The organism is Mycobacterium scrofulaceum (genome assembly GCF_001667885.1).
Taxonomy (GTDB): domain Bacteria; phylum Actinomycetota; class Actinomycetes; order Mycobacteriales; family Mycobacteriaceae; genus Mycobacterium; species Mycobacterium scrofulaceum_C.
Genome location: NZ_LZJW01000069.1, coordinates 14,048 through 28,807, shown reverse-complemented (window position 1 = coordinate 28,807; position 14,760 = coordinate 14,048). Strand labels below are relative to the sequence as shown.

Sequence of the window (14,760 nt, the reverse complement as noted above, 5' to 3'; positions counted from 1 at the left end):
CCAGCGCCGGCGCGCGGTCATCGCTCAGCTGCCGAAGCCACCTCTACCGCTCGAGACCGTCGAGGTGCCACTGGTGCCGGCGTCGAGGTGGCTGGAGGCGAAGGCCACGCCCTTGTCGATCATGGCGCCGTCGTCGGCGTAGGTGTTGTGGGCGGCGAAGTTCATGCCGTCGGAGCAGACCGGGTCTTCGGTGGCGCAGACCTTGATGGTCTTGTCGACGAAGGTGGGGCCGATGACGACGGGGGGTTCGCCGAGGAAGTTCATCGCGCGCACGTTGGGCATGCCGAAGAGCACGACCGAGGAGACGTGGCTGGCGACGGAGGGATCGAGGGGCTTGGGCACGGTGTTGGGGTCGATGCCGTCGGGCACCGAGGGGGAGGTGACGAAGCCCATCACGGCCGCGCCCTGGGAGTAGCCGCCGAGCACCATTTTGGTGTTGGGGCAGTCGTGGGCCATCGAAACGACGTGGGCGCCAGCGTCTCTGACGCCGTCGATGCCGGTGTCCCATTGGTCGCTGGCGGGGTAGTTGACCGGGTAGACGTCGAAGGACCGGCCGCCGAGGCGTGAGTGCAGGGAATCGACGAAGGCTTGGCCGGTCGGGCCGACGCCGGGGGCTTCACCGGTGCCGCGGGCGAACACCACCTGCACGTCCGGACATTGGGCGGCGGCGGAGGGGAGGAGGGAGCCGGTGATGGCCGACGCGCTGAGGCCGGACGCGGCTACTACTGCTGGACCGAGAAAACGAGCTATTTGACGTGCGATCATGCCGCAATTGTGCCCAGAGAAGCGTCCCCCTAAACAGGCCAGACCCGGGAAATTACTGCGAATTCACACAACGCCGTTCACCCCGCGTTACGCGGTCCGAGATGGCTTGCGCGCGGGGGTTATCCGGTGATTTCGGCGCGCACCGATCGGGTGCCCGCCCGGCGTGCGTCACAACGGCGGGGCGGAGCGCGCGGGCGGACGGCGATGTGGTCTGCTAGCTATGACGAGTCAAGTGCACGGTGAAGCCACCCGCCGATCCTCGACATGCGGCTCGAGCGGATGCAACGGCGATGTTGAACGTGATTGTGCAGGCCCTCAACAAGGTCACGGACCACGTGGCCAATCCGGCGCGAGTGTCGGACCCCGACAAGTTGCGCGCCGCCGTCCGCGGTAAGACCGTCCTGGTTACCGGCGCCTCTTACGGGATCGGGGAGGCGACAGCGCGGCGGCTGGCCGCCGGGGGAGCCACCGTGCTGGCGGTCGCCCGGTCCGAGGAACGTCTCGGTGACCTGGCGGCGTCCATCAACGCCGCAGGGGGCCGCGCGATCGCGTACCCCACCGACCTCACCGACGAGGCCGCCGTCAGCGCGCTGACCAAGGAGATCACCGAGGAGCACGGCGCGCTGGACATCGTGGTCAGCAACGCCGGGAAGTCGTTGCGCCGCTCGTTGCATCACCAGTACGACCGGCCGCACGACTTCGAGCGCACCATCGACATCAACTATCTGGGGCCCATCCGGCTATTCCTGGGGCTGCTGCCGGCCATGCGCGAAAGCGGCCGCGGGCACATCGTGAACGTGTCCAGCGTCGGCGTGCGCGTGGTGCCGGGGCCGCAGTGGGGTGCGTACCAGGCGTCGAAGGGCGCCTTCGACCGCTGGCTGCGCAGCGTCGCCCCGGAGCTGCACGCCGACGGCGTCGAGGTCACGTCCGTCTACTTCGCGCTGGTCCGCACCAGGATGATCGAACCCACCCCCCTCCTGAACCGGCTCCCCGGATTGTCGGCCGACCAAGCGGCCGACGCGATCGCCAAAGCCGTCATCGAGCGGCCGCGCAGCAACGAACCGCCCTGGGTGCTGCCGGCAGAGGTGGCGTCGGTGCTGCTGGCCGGCCCGGCCGAGCGCGCCGCCCGGTTGTGGTACCGGCGGTTCTTCTCCGAGTCCGGCGCCGGGGAGACCCGGCGATGAGCAACGAGGGCGTGCTCGGCACCGCGGCGCGGGCGTTGCTGCGGTCGCGGCTGCTGATGCCGCCGTCGCCGCTGGCAACCCTGCGGGTGCTCCGCGAGGCGCGCCGGGGCGGCACCAATCCCTACACCCTGCTGGCGGTGACCGCGACCCGCTGGCCCAACCGGGCGGCGATCGTCGACGACGACGGTGCCTGGGATTACCGCGAGCTGCGGTCGGCGACCGACTCGCTGGCGCGCCGGTTGTCCCGCGACGGCGTCGGACCCGGCGACGCCGTGGGCGTCATGTGCCGCAACGGCCGCGGTTTCATCGCCGGGGTCTTCGCCACCGCCAGGGTGGGCGCCGACGTCGTCCTGGTCAATACCGAGTTTCGCAGCGACGCCCTGGCGTCCGCGGTGAGCGCCCACCGGATCACCACGATGATCGCCGACGAGGAGTTCGGGGAGCGGGTCCGGGCCGCCGATCAGTCACTCACCCTGATCGACCCGGCGACGGTCGAGACGGAGGGCGACGAGCGGACCGACGTGGCCGCACCGGGCCGGATCATCCTGCTCACGTCCGGCACCACCGGAACGCCCAAGGGGGTGCCGCGCTCACCGCAGCTGCGCTCAGCGGTGGGCGTGTGGGTGACGATCCTCGACCGCACCGGCCTGCGCACCGGGTCGCGAATCTCGGTGGCAATGCCGATGTTTCACGGGCTGGGGCTGGGCATGCTGATGCTCACCATGGCGCTCGGCGGCACCGTACTCACCCATCGCCACTTCGACGCCGAGGCCGCGCTCGCGCAGGCGTCGCTGCATCGCGCCGACGCGTTCACCGCGGTGCCGGTGGTGCTCGCGCGCATCCTCGCGCTGCCCGACCGGGTGCGGGCGCGCAACCCGGTGCCCTACCTGCGGGTCGTCATGTCCAGCGGCGACCGGCTCGACCCGACCCTCGGGCAGCGGTTCATGGACGCCTACGGCGACATTCTCTACAACGGATACGGTTCCACCGAGGTCGGCATCGGAGCGCTCGCGACGCCGGCGGAGCTGCGCGAAGCGCCGGAGACCGTCGGGCGTCCGGTCGCCGGGTGCCCGGTGCGCATCCTCGACAAGAACGGCGGGCCCGTCGGCCCGCGCGTCACCGGGCGCATCTTCGTCGGCGGGGAGCTGGCGAGCGAGGGCTACACCGGCGGCGGGGCGAAGGCCGTGATCGACGGCATGACCAGCACCGGCGACATGGGCTACCTCGACAACGAAGGCCGGCTCTACATCGTCGGGCGCGAGGACGACATGATCATCTCCGGCGGAGAGAACGTCTACCCGCGCGCGGTCGAGAACGCGCTCGCCCAGCACCCGGCCATCGTCGACAACGCGGTCATCGGCGTGCCCGACGAGAAGTTCGGCCATCGACTGGCCGCGTTCGTGGTCCTGCAGCCGGGCACCGACACCGATGAGGCGGAGTTGCGGGAGTACCTCAAGGGCAAAGTCTCCCGCTTCGAGCAGCCCCGGGACATCAACCTCGTCGCCAGCATACCCCGCAATCCGGCTGGCAAGGTCGTCCGCAAGGAGCTGTCCAGCTAGCGGGGAAAGCCTCAGTCCTGCTTGGGTTCCAGCGCGGCCACCCGCTGCGCGAGCCAGTTGGGCGCCAGCACCGAGACGACGGTGGCACCCGCGGTGGCGCTGATGACGCCGGTCCACGCGACCGGGCCCAACGGTGTGCAGCCGAAGAAGTGGCTGACGCCGGGGGTCTGGACGATGGCGACCAGGACGCCCGCGCTGCCCAGCGCCGTGCCCAGCACGAGAGGGCTGTGGCGCCGGGTCAGCAGGGTCTGCGCGAGCTGCGTCGTCACCAGCGCGGTGAGTCCCATGGTCGAGGTGCGGCGTTCGGTGCCCGGCGTCCAGCGACCGATGGCCCAGGCCGCCGTCGCACCCGCCGCCGTGACGGCGCCCCGGGTGACGATCTGCCGCATCAGCGGCGCGTCGAGGGAGGGCGAGGGCCCGGAGAGCGTCGCCAGCTGGAACGCGCGATGCAGCTCCTCGGCATCGCGGTCGACGCCGTCCTCGGCCTCTTCGGGCTCGGGGTATTGCGGGGTGACCGCGACCGCGAGCGCGGGGAACATGTCGGTGAGCAGGTTCACCAGCAGCAGCTGGCGGGTGCCCACCGGCGACCGGCCGGTGCCCAGGGCGGTCCCGATCAGGGTGAACAGCACTTCGCCGACGTTGCCGCCGACCAGGATGCTCACGGCGTCGCGGACGCCGCCCCACATCCCGCGGCCCTCGACCAGCGCGTCGAGCAGCACACCCAGGTCGTTGTCGGTCAACACGATGTCGGCGGCGCCGCGGGCGGCGGACGAACCGCGACCGCTCACGCCGATGCCCACGTCGGCCATCCGGATGGCGGCCGCGTCATTCGCGCCGTCGCCGACCATGGCGACCGCCTGCCCGCCGTCCTGCAACGCCGCGACGATCTGCACCTTCTGCTCCGGGCTGACGCGGGCGAACACCTGGACGTCGGCGGCGACCTTGGCGCGGTCCTCCTCCCCGAAGGCGGCGAGTTCCGCGCCGGTGATCTCGCGCGCGTCCGCGGGCAGCCCGAGTTGCCGGGCGATCGCCCGGGCGGTCACCGGGTGGTCGCCGGTGATCAGCACCACCCGGCGGCCGGCCTGCACCAGCGCCTCGATCAGCGGCCGCGACGACGCGCGGGCCGTGTCGGCCAGCCCGACGTAGCCGATCAACTCGAGGTCGTGCGCCGCGGCGTCCACGGCGTCGACGTCGGTGTCCTCCTCGCCGGTCCCGTGCTCCCATCGGCGCTGGGCCACCGCCAGCACCCGCAGCCCCTGCTCGGCCAGGCGCAACACCAACGACTCCGCGTGGGCGGGGCCGGCGTCAGTATCGGCGAAGCGGCAGCGCGGCAAAACCTCCTCCGGCGCACCCTTGAGCATCAGCATCGGCCCGCCGTTTCCACCGGTCACGCCGATCGCGGCCGAATACCCGCGGCTGGATTCGAAAGGCACCTCCGCAAGCACGGTCCAATCCGAAGACCATTGCGGATCAACGGAATTCGCCGCCGTCAGGATCGCCTCGTCGGTGGCGTGCGCGTGGCCGCCCCCGTTGTGCGGCTGGGTGCTGCTCCGCGCGGCCGCCCGCAACACCGCGGCGGACTCCGGGGCGGTGACCTCGGGGAACGCGCCGTCCGCGCTGGCGTCGTGCGGGACGCCGCGCACGACGCGCAGGCGGTTCTCGGTCAGCGTGCCGGTCTTGTCGAAACACACCGTTTCGACCCTGCCCAGGGCTTCGACCGCCCGCGGCGTGCGGACGAGGACGCCGCGCCGCGACAACCGCTGGGCGGCCGCCAGCTGGGCCAGGGTGGCCACCAGGGGCAGGCCCTCGGGGACGGCGGCCACGGCGATGGCCACGCCGTCCGCGACGGCCTGGCGCAGCGATCCCTGATGCAAGAGGGCCAGCGCGGTCACCGCCGCACCGCCGGCCAGGGTCAGTGGCAGGACCTTGCTGGTCAACTCCCGCAACCGGGCTTGCACCCCGGCCGCCGACTCGACGTCGGCGATGGCCGAGATCGCGCGCTGCGCGGCGGTGCCCGCACCGGTCGCCACGACGATCGCCCGGGCGTGCCCGGCCACGATGGTGCTGCCCTCGAACAGCATGCTGGCGCGGTCGGAGTCGGCGACGGCGACCGGCTCGACCTGCTTGTCCACCGGCAGCGACTCGCCGGTGAGGAAGGACTCGTCGACTTCGAGGTCCTCGGCCACCAGCAGGCGCGCGTCGGCGGGGACGACCTCGGGGGCGGCCAGGTCGATGATGTCGCCGGGGCGCAGCGACTTCGCGCTCACCGACACCGTCCGCTCGACGGTGCGGGCGGCCTCCAGCCGGCGGTGTGCGGTGGCCACCGCGGGCAGAACCACGCGGCGGGCGTACTGGTCTTGCTCGGCGAACAGCTCGGCGACCGCGGCCTCGGCGCGCAGCCGCTGCACGCCACCGGCGACCGCGTTGGCGGTCATCACGCCCGCCACCAGCAGCGCGTCGACGCTGCTGCCCACGATCGCCGAGGCCGCCGCTCCCACGGCCAGGATCGGCGTCAGCGGATCGGCCAGCTCGGCGCGCGTCGCGGTGAGCAGCCGCCCCACCCGGCTCGCCGGTCCGCGCAGCGGCGCGACGATCGGGTTGTAGGACAGGTCGTCGAGGAGCTGCCGCCAGGGCGCGACGCCGGGCTCGACGGCCAGCGGCCGGGTGCGGCTGGCCAATCGGGAGTAGACGATCTCCGGGTCCAGGGCGTGCCACGCGGTCAGCGGCTGGGGTGTCGGGTCGGCCAGCCGTAGCACCCGCGAGGCGGCGAAGCTGCCCTGCATCAGCGCGGCCGCGGCGGCGGCGTTGACCGGGTTGAGCCAGCGCTGCACGGCGAACGGGCTCAGGGTGCGCGGGTCGCCGGTGACCAGCAACAGCCCCGCCAGGGTGCTGCCGCCCTTGGCCAGGCGCACCGCCGATTCCGTCGCCTCTCGGGCCACGGGCAGCGCCGAAAGGATGCGCACGGCGGCGGCCAGGTCCGTGCCGGTGATGATGTCCGCGGTCCACGGCGTCGCGGCCTGCGGGTCGTCGAGTGCGACGCCGACGTCGGCGATGGCCAGCGCGGCCAGCGTGTCGGTCGACGCGAAGTCCCGGTGCAGCGCAGTGATCAGCAGCACGGGCCCGCGGTCGGTCCGCAGGTCGCGAACCAACTGCAGCAGCGGCGTGCCCGGCGGGTGGCTGACGGCGACGCTGGCGGTCAGGTCCTCGGTGCCGGCGACGTGGCGCAACACCACCCGTGCGCCGGTCCGGTTCGCGATCTGCAGCAGCGGGATGGCGAACGGGTCGACCTCCCAGCCGACGTCGACGCTGCCGACGCGCTCGCCGTCGACGACGAGGTCGGCGTGTTCGAGACCCTGCGCCGGCGTCGCCGAGGAGCCCTGCGCCCGGACCCAGCGCAGGCGCGCGCCCGTGGCCGGCAACTCGTCGGGATCCGGTTCGGGCGCCTCCTCGCCGTGCAGCAGCGCGTCCGCCACCTCGTAGACGCGGTCCTCGTCCCACCCGGGTACGTCGCCCCGCGCCTGCAGCACGGCGCGGTTGTCACCGCGGAGGGCGGCGCCGTCGATGACGACCACCTTGACTCGGTCCAGTCGCCGCAAGGCGCCCGGGTCGAGGAACAGCTGCCCGGCGTGGGCCAATCCGCGGCCCAGCACGGCCGCGAACGCCTGCCGGCCCGTGTGCGCCGCCCTGGGCACGCCGGCCAGCAGGGCGCCGGCCGCATCCTCGGTGCCGCCGCCGGCCAACAGCGCACCCGCCGCGGCCACCAGCGAGGCGTTGGCGGCCTGGTCGGCGTACTCCTCCACCGGCCCCGCCATCGACCCCTTCGCGGTGTCGATCGCGGCGTCGATCGCGCCGCCCACCACGACATGGGACGCTTCTCCCGCGGCGGCGGCGGCCCAATTATGCCGCGGGGCTTGGGATTTCGGGCCGGCCGACGAGATGACGGGTACGACCGGGGCCTGCGGCCGGTTCGGCGAGGCCAGCTCGGGTTCGCGTTCGCGCCATCTCTCGCGGTGCGCCACCGCCTCGGAGACCTGCAGGCTGCGCTGCGCCAGATCCAGCAGCGGTGTGCCGACCGCCTGTGTCAGCCCGTTGGCCAGAGCGGTCGACGCGCTGAGTGCGATGTCGGTGCCGACCCGGCCCAGCCGCGACTCGAGCACGGCGACAACGCGGGGTTGGTGATTGAGCAGTGCGGCGGCGGCGCGCGCGCTGCGCGGCGCGACGGGAAGCCGGCCCAGCCAGCCGGTCACCGCGGCGCCGACGGCCGCCACGTCCATCGCCGCGGCGCTGAACGGGACCAGGATCGCCAAGGGGTTCCCCGGGTCGGCGAACGGCGCGGTGCGGGGCGCCTCCTTGGAAGCGACCAGCCTCAGGTCGGCCGCCACGCCGCAGACCGTGTCCCGGACCCGGTCCAGGGCGGCGTCGGCGTCGGCTTCGCTTTCGAATTCGATCACCAGCCGGCCGAGGGCGCCCTCGACGTGGGCCGAGGCCACTCCGGGAATCCGGCGGACCGGTTCCTCCACGGCCGGTGCGTGCTCGTGCCAGCCCGGAAACGGCAGTAGCGGATCCAGGTCCAGGTGCACCCGCCGCCCGCTCTGCCAGCGAATCGGCGGCGTGACGCTGGGTCCGGAGCCGTTGGCGGAACCGGTCAATCCGATTGCCCGTCCGGTCGTTTGGGCCATCGACTGCACCACCGGGACCGCCAACTCGGCGACCGGGCTGGCCAACGTCTGCAGCGCACCCGCGGCCCCGGCCGCGGTGGACACGCCGGCTCGCACCACCTGCGCCGCTCCGTCGGTCATGCCGGCGACGACGCTGGCAACGCCCGGAATCCTCACTCGGTCACCCTTCGATTACGTCTACCGCGCCTAATGATCCTGGGGCGCAGGGGACCTGTCCACATTTCGACCCTGCGACGACACCGAGGACTCCGGGGGGTTGAGCCTTCTTTCTCCTAGCCGGCGGTGCGGTCGCGTCCCTGCGGACAGGTTACCGGCTGGACGGAAATCCAAACCTGCTGAACAGGCCGGGATCCAGGAAGACGGTGATGGTGGCGACACCGCCGGTGCCCGCGGTCAAAACGTGAATGGAATGGGCCCGCATTGTCCGATCGGCGCCGCGGCGGTACTCGGCGACCGCGGGTTGCGTGTTGGCGGCCGTCGGGATCATCGCGATTTCACCGGGCTCGGCGAACGCACGCGCGGCGAGGAATCGCAACACCGGGTCGCGACCGGTGAACCAGACAGGGAGAGGCGGCATTTCGAGCTTCACGTCCGCTTGCAGCAACGCGGTGAGGGCGTCCATGTCCGCGTTCTCGAATGCCGCGCAGTAGCGGTCGAGCAGGGCCCGGCGCTCGGCGTCGTCGGGCTCCGACAGGCTCTCCTCGGCGGGGGAGAGCTCGGCGAGGCGGGCCCGCGCCCGCTGCAGCGAGCTGTTGACCGCGGCGGGTGTCGTTTCGAGGAGCTCGGCCACCTCCGCGGCGCTGAACTGCACCACGTCGCGCAGGATGAGCACCGCGCGCTGACGGGCGGGCAGCTCTTGCAGCGCGGTCATCACGGCCAGCCGCAGGCTTTGTCGCGCGGCGACGTTGTCCTCGGGTGTGGCGAAAGTCAACGTGTCGGGGATGGGTTCCAGCCACTCGTGCGCGCCCCCGACAGCATCGAGGCTGGCGTCGGGGTCGACCGATCCGCCGCCGAGTCCGGCCGGCAGCACCCGTCGGGCGCGGTTCTGCAACGCCCGCAGGCAGGCGGTCGTCGCGATCCGATACAGCCACGTCCGCAACGCCGCGCGCTCCTCGAACGCCTGATAGCCGCGCCAGCCGTTGAGGTAGGTCTCCTGGACGAGGTCCTCGGCGTCGTGCACCGACCCGAGCATGCGGTAACAGTGTGCGATCAGCTCGGCGCGAAACGGCGCCGCCTGCGCGATGAAGTCCTCTTGGGCCGGCACGCCCCCTCCTGTCTGGGCTGGGTTCGAACGCTACTCCCAGTACAGAGACGGCGGGCGGACGAAAATCATCGGTGCGGCGGCGATGAATTCGCGCGTCGCGCCGCATCTCAATTGGTGAACGCACTTCCGTTGAGAGCGAGGACGAACATGAACGAGCCCCTGACCCGCCCATCCGGAGGCCTGGCCCGCGCCACGGCGATCGTGACCGGGGCGAGCCGCGGATTCGGCCGCGCGATCGCCGGCGCCCTGGCGGGGGCCGGCGCCGAGGTGGTCGGCGTCGCGCGCGGCGCTTCCGGTCTCGAGGACGTGCGCGCGGAGCTCGGCGACGGCTTCATCCCCGTGGCCGCCGACGCCGCCGACCCGGCGACGGCGCAGCGGCTCATCGACCGATACCGGCCGCGCACGGTGGTCCTCTGCGCCGGTGCGGCGCCGCAGATGAGCCCGCTGCAGGAGCAGAGCTGGCACAGCTTCAGCCAGAACTGGAATGTCGACGTCGCACAGGCTTTTCACTGGACCCGCCACGCGCTGCGACGTCCGCTCGCCCCGGGTAGCTCGGTGATCGTCATGTCCAGCGGCGCCGCCCTCGCCGGTTCACCACTGAGCGGGGGCTATGCGGGGGCGAAGGCGGCGGTCAGGTTCGTCGCCAGCTACGCGGCCATCGAGTCGCAGGCGGCCGGGTTGGGCATCCGCTTCGTGTCCGTCCTGCCGCGGTTGACGCCGGCGACCGAGCTCGGCGCCAAGGCCGTCGCGGCGTACGCCGAGCGGCAAGGCGTCGACGTCGAGTCGTTCGTGCGGGCCGCCGGGCCCGCGCTCACCGCCGAGCAGGTCGGCCGCTCGGTCCTGGCCATCGCCACCGAGGACTCCGGGACACCGGACGCGTACCTGCTGACGTCCGCCGGCCTGTCGGCGGTGGCCTGAGGCCGCAAAACCCAAGGAGGACAACGACATGCACACACCCCCAATCGTGTCGGCCCGGGACTGGGCCGCCGCGCGCGAAGAGCTGCTGGTGAAGGAGAAGGAAGTGATGCGAGCCCACGACGCCCTGGCGGCGGCGCGCCGGCGGATGCCCTGGTTCGCCGTCGAGCGGGACTACGCGTTCGAGGGACCCGAGGGTCGGGTCAGCCTGCTGGGTTTGTTCGCGGGGCGGCGTCAGCTGATCGTCTACCGCGCCTTCTTCGAGCCGGGCGTGGACGGCTGGCCCGACCACGCGTGCCGCGGTTGCTCGATGATCGCCGACCACGTGGGACACCTCGCCCACCTGAATGCCCGCGACACGACCCTGGTGTTCGCTTCGCGGGCGCCGCAAGCCGACATCACCCGGCTGAAGGCGCGGATGGGCTGGCAGATGCCGTGGTACACGATCACCGACGGCTTCGACGCCGACTTCGGTGTGGACGAATGGCACGGCACGAACGCGTTCATCCACGACGGTCAGCGGGTGTTCCGCACCTACTTCATCAACAACCGGGGTGACGAAGCGCTGGGCAACACCTGGAGCTACCTCGACATGACGGCGCTCGGACGCCAGGAGAATTGGGAGGACTCGCCGGCCGGATACCCGCAGACCGCGCCGTACGAGTGGTGGGAATGGCACGACGCGTACGGCGAGCGCCCGCCGTCGCGGTGGTTCGGCGATCCCGATCAGGACAATCCCAACGATCCGCGGCCGGCGCGCGGCCGCTGAATGCGGCCGTCCGATATTCGCGTTTTCGGCCCGAATAACACGAATGCGCGGTAGCCGACCAACGGCTACTCGCGCAATATTCGGCTGAGTAAATTCGGGCTATAAGATTCGGTGGTTCGCCCTGTTGACGTGGTATCCCGCCGGGAACGACTTCTCGATGACCTGCAGCTGGTGGTCCACCCTGGATTCGAGCTCGAGAACCACGCAGCTGTCGCCGACGGCCTTCGATTCGAGGACTATGTACCGCTGGCCGCAATCCATGATCGGATCACCTGAGTGCAATGTTTCGACGGGCACCAATTCCGGGGTTCCGTTTGATTCCACCCGTCACACGCTAGGTCAATTTCGCGAGTGAGGGAATAGCTTCGTGACCGCCCGGGCGATTCACCGCGCGGCGGGCTGCTTGAAGAACACACTGACGCGGGAGATCAGCCCGTCGTCGTCACGCTCGAAGAGGATGCATTCGGGCCAGCGCTTGGTGTCGCCGTCGATCACGAACGACTCCGTCAGCTCCACGTACGACAGGCGGCTGTCGACATGCGAAACCCGCTGCACCTGAAGCCGATGGCCATCCAGGTTCGTCAGGACCTTGCGCAGGTAGGCGACGTAGTGCTGCTTGCCCTCGACGACGTCACAGAACGGGCCCTCGCGGACCAACCCCTCGTCGGCGATCGTTGCGGCAAGACCGTCCCAGTCGTGTGCGGCCAGGCACTCGAGGTAGCGCTCGACCACCCGACTGCTCATGTCGACTCCACGAAGAAAACAGTAGGCGGAAAGCCGTGGGCAGAAAACAGCTTTGCTAAAGCGCTGCGCCGGGTCCGCCGGCGCGGGCAAGAATAGGGCGATGAGCGCACCCAGCACACCGGATTCGCCGCCCGCGGCTCCGAGTTGCTATCGGCATCCGGGCCGCCCGACGTACGTGCGTTGCAACCGCTGCGAGCGCTACATCTGCGGGGACTGCATGCGCAGCGCCGCCGTCGGTCACCAATGCGTGGAGTGCGTCCGGGCCGGCGCGCGGACGGTCCGGCAGCCCCGCACCCGGTTCGGCGGGCGGCAGCGGTCGAACACCCCGGTGCTTACCTACGCCCTGATCGGGATCAACGTGCTGGCCTTCGTGCTGCAGATGGCGTCGGGAAACTTGGAGAAGCAGCTCGCGCTGTGGCCGCCGGCCGTCGCCGACGGCCAGTTCTACCGCCTGGTGACGTCGGCGTTCCTGCACTATGGCGCCACCCATCTGGTGTTCAACATGTGGGCCCTGTACGTGGTGGGCCCGCCGCTCGAAATGTGGCTGGGCCGACTGCGTTTCGGCGCGCTATACGCGCTGAGCGGGCTGGGCGGTTCGGTGCTGGTCTATTTGGTGTCGCCGCTGGACACCGCGACGGCGGGCGCCTCGGGCGCGATCTTCGGTCTGTTCGGCGCCACCTTCGTGGTGGGCAAGCGGCTGGCATTCGACGTCCGCTGGGTGGTGGCGGTGATCGCGATCAACCTGGTCGTCACGTTCCTGGTGCCGTTGTTCAGCTCGCAACGCATCAGCTGGCAGGCGCACGTGGGCGGGCTGGTCACGGGTGCGCTGGTCGCCGCCGCCTACGTTTACCCACCGAAGGAGCGCCGCAACACGATTCAGGCCGCGGTGACCGTCATCGTGCTGGTGGCGTTCGCCGTGCTGATCTGGTGGCGCACGGCGCAGCTGCTGTTGGAGTTTTCGGCGTGAGCTGGTGGGTCGCCCACGGCGAGCACACGCTGACCGAGGACGTGCCGGCGCCCCCGGGTGAGGTTCGCGACTTCTACGTGGACCTGGACAACATCAAGCTGGTGCACCCACTGATCGTGTCCGTGGAGCTGTTGTCGCGCAGCGAAACCCCGGCCGGGGTCGACCTCAGCTATCGGGTGCGGGACCGGATTCCGTTGGGACCGTTCACGATGACGATCACCTACCGGGCGCGGCTGCGGGTGCCGCCGGAGGGCGACGTGCTCACCGAGGCGGACCAGTCGCCGGGGGTGCGCCTGCGCGGGCGGGTGAGCTTCGAGCCGACCGCGGCGGGCACGCGCGTCACCGAGCGAATCGGGATCGCGGCGCCCCGGCCGTTGGCCCCGATGACCACTCGTGAAGCCGTGCGGGCGCACATCGCGATGCTGGCCGGCATCCGCCGCCACTTCGAGTCCCGCTGATCAGCGCGACAACGCTACTGGCCGCCCTTCTCGGGCGCGTACCCCAAAACGCTCTTGACCTCCAGGTACTCGTGGAACCCGAACTCGCTCCACTCGCGCCCGTTGCCGCTGTGCTTGTAGCCGCCGAACGGCGCACTCATGTCGAACGCGTGGTTGATCGTCACCCAACCGGCCCGGATGCGGCGCGCCACCGCACGCGCCTTGTCGAGGTCGGCGGCCGAAACATAGCCCGCCAGACCATAATCGGTGTCGTTGGCGATATCGACGGCCTGGTCGAGGTCGTCGTAGCCGAGCACGCACAACACCGGCCCGAAGATCTCCTCCCGCGCGATCGCCATGTCGTTGGTGACGTGCGCGAAGACGGTCGGCCGGACGTAGTAGCCGTTGGTCAGGCCGTCCGGCCGGCCGGGACCGCCCGCGACGACGGTCGCACCACCGTCGATGCCGCGCTGGATGAGGCGTTGCACCTTCTCGAACTGCGCCTTGGACGCCACAGGCCCGATTGCGGTCTTGTCACCGGGGTCGCCCACCTTCACCTGCCCGGCGGTTTCGCGTGCGATGGCGATGGCCTCGTCCATGCGCGAATTCGGAACAAGCATGCGCGACGGCGCATTACAACTCTGACCGGAATTCGGCATCATGTTGGCGACTCCGGCTCGCACACTGTCGGCGAAGCCCGAGTCGTCGAGGACGATGTTGGGGCTCTTGCCACCCAACTCCTGGGTCACCCGCTTGACGGTCGGGGCGGCGGTTTTCGCCACCTCGACGCCCGCGCGGGTGGAGCCGGTGAACGACACCATGTCGATGCCGGGATGGGCCGCAATCGCCATGCCCACGCCGGGGCCGTCACCGTTCACCAGGTTGAACACCCCGGCCGGCACGCCGGCGGCGTCGAGGATCTCGGCGAAGATGTAGGCCGAAAACGGCGCCACCTCGGAGGGTTTCAGGATCATCGTGCAGCCCGTGGCCAACGCCGGGTACACCTTGACGGCGATTTGGTTGAGCGGCCAGTTCCATGGCGTGATCAGCCCGCAGACACCGATGGGCTCCCTGGTGATCAGCGTCGCACCGTGTTGCTCCTCGAAGGGGAAGTTCTTCAACACATCGATCGCCGTGACCAAGTGACCGATCCCGAGTTGAACCTGCGGGCCCGCGGCCAGCGACGGGGGAGCGCCCATCTCCTCGGTCACCGCGTCGGCGAGATCGCCGGCACGGCGCTGGTATTCGGCAAGGATGCCCTCCAGCAGCTCGAGCCGATGCTCGCGGCTGCTCTGCGACCAGTCGGCGAACGCCCGCCGGGCCGCGCCCACCGCCGCGTCCACATCCGCGGGCGATCCGAGCGAGATCCTTCCGCAAACGCCTTCGGTCGCCGGGTTTTCGACGTCGAAAGTATTGGGCCGGGCCGGGTCGACCCATTGCCCGTCGATGTAGAACTTCAGGTAATCGCGCATGGCTC

At 70.9% G+C, this 14,760-nt stretch carries 12 protein-coding genes; 6 read left to right on the top strand and 6 right to left on the bottom strand.

The window, feature by feature from the left end; translation table 11 throughout:
• Nucleotides 1-24: 24 nt before the first annotated feature.
• Nucleotides 25-765: a cutinase family protein gene (locus A5681_RS09750; RefSeq protein ID WP_067272901.1), complete on the bottom strand. Its 741-nt coding sequence runs from the start codon at nucleotides 763-765 to the stop codon at nucleotides 25-27.
• A gap of 290 nt (nucleotides 766-1,055) precedes the next feature.
• On the opposite strand from A5681_RS09750, the gene A5681_RS09745 reads away from it, so the two are divergent.
• Both A5681_RS09745 and A5681_RS09740 read left to right on the top strand, forming a co-directional pair.
• On the top strand, nucleotides 1,056-1,949 hold the full coding sequence (locus A5681_RS09745) for an SDR family NAD(P)-dependent oxidoreductase (RefSeq protein ID WP_067272898.1): 894 nt from the start codon (nucleotides 1,056-1,058) through the stop codon (nucleotides 1,947-1,949).
• Nucleotides 1,946-3,508, top strand: a complete 1,563-nt coding sequence (locus A5681_RS09740; protein ID WP_067272893.1) for an AMP-binding protein — start codon at nucleotides 1,946-1,948, stop codon at nucleotides 3,506-3,508. The genes A5681_RS09745 and A5681_RS09740 overlap by 4 nt, the downstream gene beginning before the upstream one ends.
• Nucleotides 3,509-3,519: 11 nt before the next feature.
• Here A5681_RS09740 and A5681_RS09735 read toward each other — a convergent pair whose 3' ends face one another.
• Nucleotides 3,520-8,343: a cation-translocating P-type ATPase gene (locus A5681_RS09735; RefSeq protein ID WP_067272890.1), complete on the bottom strand. Its 4,824-nt coding sequence runs from the start codon at nucleotides 8,341-8,343 to the stop codon at nucleotides 3,520-3,522.
• 151 nt (nucleotides 8,344-8,494) lie between these two features.
• On the bottom strand, nucleotides 8,495-9,451 hold the full coding sequence (locus tag A5681_RS09730) for a sigma-70 family RNA polymerase sigma factor (RefSeq protein ID WP_067272888.1): 957 nt from the start codon (nucleotides 9,449-9,451) through the stop codon (nucleotides 8,495-8,497).
• 147 nt (nucleotides 9,452-9,598) lie between these two features.
• Between A5681_RS09730 and A5681_RS09725 the strand changes: the two genes are divergently transcribed.
• Both A5681_RS09725 and A5681_RS09720 read left to right on the top strand, forming a co-directional pair.
• Nucleotides 9,599-10,369 carry an SDR family oxidoreductase gene (locus A5681_RS09725; RefSeq protein WP_067272885.1) on the top strand — a complete coding sequence of 257 codons (771 nt, stop codon included), beginning with the start codon at nucleotides 9,599-9,601 and terminating at the stop codon, nucleotides 10,367-10,369.
• A gap of 28 nt (nucleotides 10,370-10,397) precedes the next feature.
• Nucleotides 10,398-11,135: a DUF899 domain-containing protein gene (locus tag A5681_RS09720; RefSeq protein ID WP_067272883.1), complete on the top strand. Its 738-nt coding sequence runs from the start codon at nucleotides 10,398-10,400 to the stop codon at nucleotides 11,133-11,135.
• Between the two features lie 99 nt (nucleotides 11,136-11,234).
• Here the strand turns inward: A5681_RS09720 and A5681_RS09715 are convergent, their stop codons facing one another.
• Nucleotides 11,235-11,459 carry a hypothetical protein gene (locus A5681_RS09715; RefSeq protein ID WP_055404709.1) on the bottom strand — a complete coding sequence of 75 codons (225 nt, stop codon included), beginning with the start codon at nucleotides 11,457-11,459 and terminating at the stop codon, nucleotides 11,235-11,237.
• Nucleotides 11,460-11,519: 60 nt separating this feature from the next.
• The gene (locus A5681_RS09710) at nucleotides 11,520-11,879 is read right to left on the bottom strand and encodes a nuclear transport factor 2 family protein (RefSeq protein ID WP_067272880.1); all 360 of its coding nucleotides are present in this window, start codon (nucleotides 11,877-11,879) and stop codon (nucleotides 11,520-11,522) included.
• Between the two features lie 100 nt (nucleotides 11,880-11,979).
• Here A5681_RS09710 and A5681_RS09705 point away from each other — a divergent pair, with 100 nt between their 5' ends.
• Both A5681_RS09705 and A5681_RS09700 read left to right on the top strand, forming a co-directional pair.
• Nucleotides 11,980-12,846 (top strand): rhomboid family intramembrane serine protease, encoded by an 867-nt coding sequence (locus tag A5681_RS09705; protein WP_067272877.1) that lies wholly within the window; start codon nucleotides 11,980-11,982, stop codon nucleotides 12,844-12,846.
• Nucleotides 12,843-13,304 (top strand): SRPBCC family protein, encoded by a 462-nt coding sequence (locus A5681_RS09700; RefSeq protein WP_067272873.1) that lies wholly within the window; start codon nucleotides 12,843-12,845, stop codon nucleotides 13,302-13,304. Before A5681_RS09705 ends, A5681_RS09700 begins: the two co-directional genes overlap by 4 nt.
• Nucleotides 13,305-13,318: 14 nt before the next feature.
• Here A5681_RS09700 and A5681_RS09695 read toward each other — a convergent pair whose 3' ends face one another.
• Complete coding sequence (locus A5681_RS09695; RefSeq protein ID WP_067272870.1) at nucleotides 13,319-14,755, bottom strand: aldehyde dehydrogenase family protein; 1,437 nt, start codon at nucleotides 14,753-14,755, stop codon at nucleotides 13,319-13,321.
• Nucleotides 14,756-14,760 lie beyond the last annotated feature (5 nt).

Bases quoted from the DNA above. Each gene is read 5' to 3' on its own strand.
- A5681_RS09750 (WP_067272901.1), bottom strand. From the start codon at position 765: ATGATCGCACGTCAAATAGCTCGTTTTCTCGGTCCAGCAGTAGTAGCC.
- A5681_RS09745 (WP_067272898.1), top strand. From the start codon at position 1,056: ATGTTGAACGTGATTGTGCAGGCCCTCAACAAGGTCACGGACCACGTG.
- A5681_RS09740 (WP_067272893.1), top strand. From the start codon at position 1,946: ATGAGCAACGAGGGCGTGCTCGGCACCGCGGCGCGGGCGTTGCTGCGG.
- A5681_RS09725 (WP_067272885.1), top strand. From the start codon at position 9,599: ATGAACGAGCCCCTGACCCGCCCATCCGGAGGCCTGGCCCGCGCCACG.
- A5681_RS09720 (WP_067272883.1), top strand. From the start codon at position 10,398: ATGCACACACCCCCAATCGTGTCGGCCCGGGACTGGGCCGCCGCGCGC.
- A5681_RS09710 (WP_067272880.1), bottom strand. From the start codon at position 11,879: ATGAGCAGTCGGGTGGTCGAGCGCTACCTCGAGTGCCTGGCCGCACAC.
- A5681_RS09705 (WP_067272877.1), top strand. From the start codon at position 11,980: ATGAGCGCACCCAGCACACCGGATTCGCCGCCCGCGGCTCCGAGTTGC.
- A5681_RS09695 (WP_067272870.1), bottom strand. From the start codon at position 14,755: ATGCGCGATTACCTGAAGTTCTACATCGACGGGCAATGGGTCGACCCG.